Genomic DNA, 4,187 nt, shown 5'->3' on the forward strand with positions numbered 1-4,187 from the left:
CCGTGCGCCGCCGGGTCGTGCGCCGCCGGTCAGCCGTGCCGCGCCGCCCCGTCCGGTGTGCCGTATCCGCCGCCGCCCGGGGTGCGCAGCACGAGGACGTCGCCGGCGCCGGCGTCCGCGCTGTCGCAGCCGGCCAGCTCCGTACGGCTGCCGTCCGCGTGTTCGATGTGCTGGCTGCCGAGGGCGCCCGGTGAGCCGCCCGCCATGCCGTACGGGGGCACCCGGCGGTGTCCGGTGAGCAGGGCCAGGGTGACCGGTTCCAGGAAGCGGATGCGGCGCTCGACCCCGTGGCCGCCCCGGTGCCGGCCCGCTCCCCCGCTGTCCGCGCGGATGCCGAAGCTCTCCAGCAGGACGGGGTAGCGCCACTCCAGGATCTCGGGGTCGGTGAGGCGGGAGTTGGTCATGTGGGTCTGGACCGCGTCGGTGCCGTCGAAGTCCTCGCCGGCCCCGGAGCCGCTGGCCACGGTCTCGTAGTACTGGACCCGGTCGTTGCCGAAGGTGAGGTTGTTCATCGTGCCGGAGCCCTCGGCCTGGACGCCGAGGGCCGCGTACAGGGCGCCGGTGACGGCCTGGGAGGTCTCGACGTTGCCGGCGACGGTGGCGGCGGGCGGCACGGGCGCCAGCATGGAGCCCTCCGGAATTCTGATCTCCAGCGGATTCAGGCAGCCGCTGTTGAGCGGGATGTCGTCGGCGACCAGGGTGCGGAAGACGTAGAGCACCGCGGCCATGACCACGGACTTGGGGGCGTTGAAGTTGCCCGGCTGCTGGGGCGAGGTGCCGGTGAAGTCGATGACGGCGCTGCGGGCCTCGCGGTCCACCGTGAGGGTCACCTCGATCACGGCGCCGTTGTCCGTCTCGTACCGGTAGTGGCCGTCGTCCAGTCCGGCGATGATGCGTCGCACCGATTCCTCGGCGTTGTCCTGCACGTGGCCCATGTAGGCGTCCACCGCCTCGCTGCCGAACTGGTCGGTCATGGCGCGCAGTTCGGCGATGCCCTTCTCGTTGGCGGCGATCTGGGCGCGGAGGTCGGCGAGGTTGGTGTCGGGGTCGCGGGAGGGGTACGGGGCGGTGGTGAGCAGGGCGCGGGTCTCGTCCTCGCGCAGGGTTCCGTCCCTGACCAGGAGCCAGTTGTCGAAGAGGACGCCCTCCTCGTGGACGGTGCGGCTGAAGGCGGGCATGGAGCCGGGGGTGATGCCGCCGATCTCGGCGTGGTGGCCGCGCGAGGCGACGAGGAACCTCAGCACCGGTTCGCCGCCGTCCTCGTCGAACACCGGGGTGACGACGGTGACGTCGGGCAGGTGGGTGCCGCCGTGGTACGGGTCGTTGATGGCGTAGACGTCGCCGGGGCGCATGGTGCCGGCGTTGCGGTGCAGGACCTCCTTGATGGACTCGCCCATGGAGCCGAGGTGGACCGGGATGTGCGGCGCGTTGGCGATGAGGTTGCCGCGTGCGTCGAACAGGGCGCAGGAGAAGTCGAGGCGCTCCTTGATGTTGACGGAGCGGGCGGTGTTCTCCAGGGTGACGCCCATCTGCTCGGCGATGGACATGAAGAGGTTGTTGAAGACCTCCAGCATGACGGGGTCGACGCGGGTGCCGACGGCCTGGCGGGCGGGGCGGGGGCGGGCGCGGGTGAGGACGATGTGCCCGGTGGGGGCGAGTTCGGCCTGCCAGCCGGGGTCCACGACGGTCGTCGCGTCGGCCTCGGCGACGATCGCGGGGCCGGTGACGGTGTCGGTGGCGCGCAGGTCCGTCCTGCGGTGGAGCGGGGCGTCCTGCCACCGGCCGTCCGCGAACATCCGGGTGGTGGCGTACGGGTGCGGTGTGGTGGGGGCGCCGGTCGCGCGTTCGGGGGGCCGGATCTCGGCGTGGCCGCCGGCCGTTCCGGTGGCCTCGACGGAGGCCGTCTCGACGACGAGGGGCCGGTCGGCGGTGAAGCCGTAGCGGGCGCGGTGCTCGCGGGTGAACGCCGCGGTCATGGCGGCGGCGGTGTCCAGGGGGACGGGCAGGCTCGCGTCGGTGCCTTCGTAGCGCAGCAGGACGCGGGCGCGGGTGGCGACGGCGTCGTCGGGGATGCCGTCGGCGCGCAGGTCGGCGCGCGTGCGGGCGGCGAGTTCGTCGCAGAGCCGGCGCAGGCGTTCCTCGGTGGCGGGGTCCAGGACGGCTTCGACGGACTGCTCGCGCATGGCGGTGGCGTCGGCGAGGCCGATTCCGTACGCGGAGAGCACCCCGGCCAGCGGGGGGACGAGGACGGTGTCGATGCCGAGGGCGTCGGCGACGGCGCAGACGGCCTGTCCGCCGGCGCCGCCGAAGCCGGTGAGGGCGTAGCGGGTGATGTCGTGGCCGCGCTGCACGGAGATCTTCTTGACGGCTCCGGCCATGGCGAGGACGGCGATCTCCAGGAAGCCCGCCGCGGTCTCGGCGGCGGTGCGCCGGGTGCCGGTGGTGCGGGCGACCTCGTCGGCGAGTTCCTCGAAGCGCTCGCGTACGACGGAGGCGTCCAGCGGCTGGTCGCCGTCCGGCCCGAAGACGGCGGGGAAGTGCGCGGGGCTGATGCGGCCCAGCATGACCTGGGCGTCGGTGACGGTCAGCGGGCCGCCCCGCCGGTAGCAGGCGGGGCCGGGCACCGCTCCGGCGGAGTCGGGGCCGACCCGGTAGCGGCGGCCGTCGAAGTGGAGGACGGACCCGCCGCCGGCGGCGACGGTGTGGATGTTCATCATGGGCACCCGCATCCGCGCGCCCGCGACCTCGGCGCCGAGTTCGCGCTCGAACTCGCCCGCGTAGTGCGAGACGTCGGTGGAGGTGCCGCCCATGTCGAAGCCGATGACCCGGTCGTGGCCGGCCCGGGCGGATGTGCGGGCCATGCCGACGACGCCGCCGGCGGGTCCGGAGAGCACCGCGTCCTTGCCCCGGAAGTGGGCGGCCTCCCGCAGGCCGCCGTTGGACTGCATGAACATGAGTCGGATGCCGGGGAGTTCGGCGGCGACCGAGTCGACGTACCGGCGCAGGATGGGTGAGAGGTAGGCGTCGACGACGGTGGTGTCGCCGCGCGGGACGAGTTTGATCAGTGGGCTGACCTCGTGGGAGCAGCTGACCTGGGTGAATCCGGCGGCCCTGGCCTCGGCGGCGACGGCCTGTTCGTGGGCGGGGTGGCGGTAGCCGTGCATGAGGACGACGGCGGCGCTGCCCAGTCCGTCGGCGCGGGCTTCGCGGAGCAGGGCGGCGACTGCCTCGCGGTCGAGCGGGGTGACGGTGCGGCCGTGGGCGTCGATGCGTTCGGGGACTTCGACGACCCGGTCGTAGACGGCTTCGGGGAGCAGGATGCGGCGGTCGAAGAGGCGGGGGCGGTTCTGGTAGGCGATGCGCAGGGCGTCGCGGAAGCCCTCGGTGATCACCAGGACGGTCGGTTCGCCGCGCCGTTCCAGCAGGGCGTTGGTGGCGACGGTGGTGCCCATCTTGACGGCGGCGACCCGGTCGGCGGGGACGGGTTCGCCGGGCTCGAGGTCCAGCATCAGCCGGATGCCGGCGACGGCGGCGTCGCGGTAGCGGTCCGGGTCGTGCGAGAGCAGTTTGCGGGTGACGAGTCGTCCGTCGGGGCGGCGTCCCACCACGTCGGTGAAGGTGCCGCCACGGTCGATCCAGAACTCCCAGCGCCCGGTCATGCCCCCATAGTGGCCTGCCGCCCGGTGATCGCGGAACCGGGCGCGGCGCGGGGCTGCGGGCCGGAGCGGCGCGCCCCCGACGCGCTGCACTCCTGCGGGGCCGTGTGCGGCCCCGGTTCGGACGGTGTCCGGCGGTTCAGACCGCCGGGGCGTCCGGGCCGATCCTGCTGCGTACGGCCGACTGGACCTCGGCCTCCTCGGCGGGGTCGGCGGCGAGCCGGCGCAGCCGTTCGGCCACCCGGAGGTCTCCGGTCTCGGCGTGGAGGGCGGCGACCTCGCGGGTCGTCTCCTCGCAGTCCCACAGGCACTCGACGGCGAATCCGGTGGCGAAGGAGGGGTCGGTGGCGGCGAGGGCGCGGGCGGTCCTGCCGCGCAGCTGCGAGGAGGAGGTCTCGCGGTAGACGTGGCGCAGGACGGGGGCGGCGCAGGCGATGCCCAGCCGGCCGGCGCCGTCCACCAGGGCCCACAGGCGCGGGGCGTCCGGTCCCTCGCCGCGTACGGCGTCGCGCAGGGCGCCGAGCACCGCGG

The 4,187-nt window shown here is 74.2% G+C and carries 1 protein-coding gene and 1 pseudogene; both read right to left on the bottom strand.

Going from position 1 to position 4,187, the window contains the following annotated elements; translation table 11 throughout:
• Positions 1-29: 29 nt before the first annotated feature.
• A complete protein-coding gene (locus tag MHW47_RS32730; RefSeq protein ID WP_239227476.1) occupies positions 30-3,659 on the bottom strand; it encodes a hydantoinase B/oxoprolinase family protein in 3,630 nt (1,209 codons plus the stop codon).
• 136 nt (positions 3,660-3,795) lie between these two features.
• A pseudogene (locus MHW47_RS32735) lies at positions 3,796-4,187 on the bottom strand (HEAT repeat domain-containing protein); the annotation flags it as partial.

It is taken from the genome of Streptomyces sp. OfavH-34-F, assembly GCF_022347745.1.
In the GTDB taxonomy this organism is placed as follows: domain Bacteria; phylum Actinomycetota; class Actinomycetes; order Streptomycetales; family Streptomycetaceae; genus Streptomyces.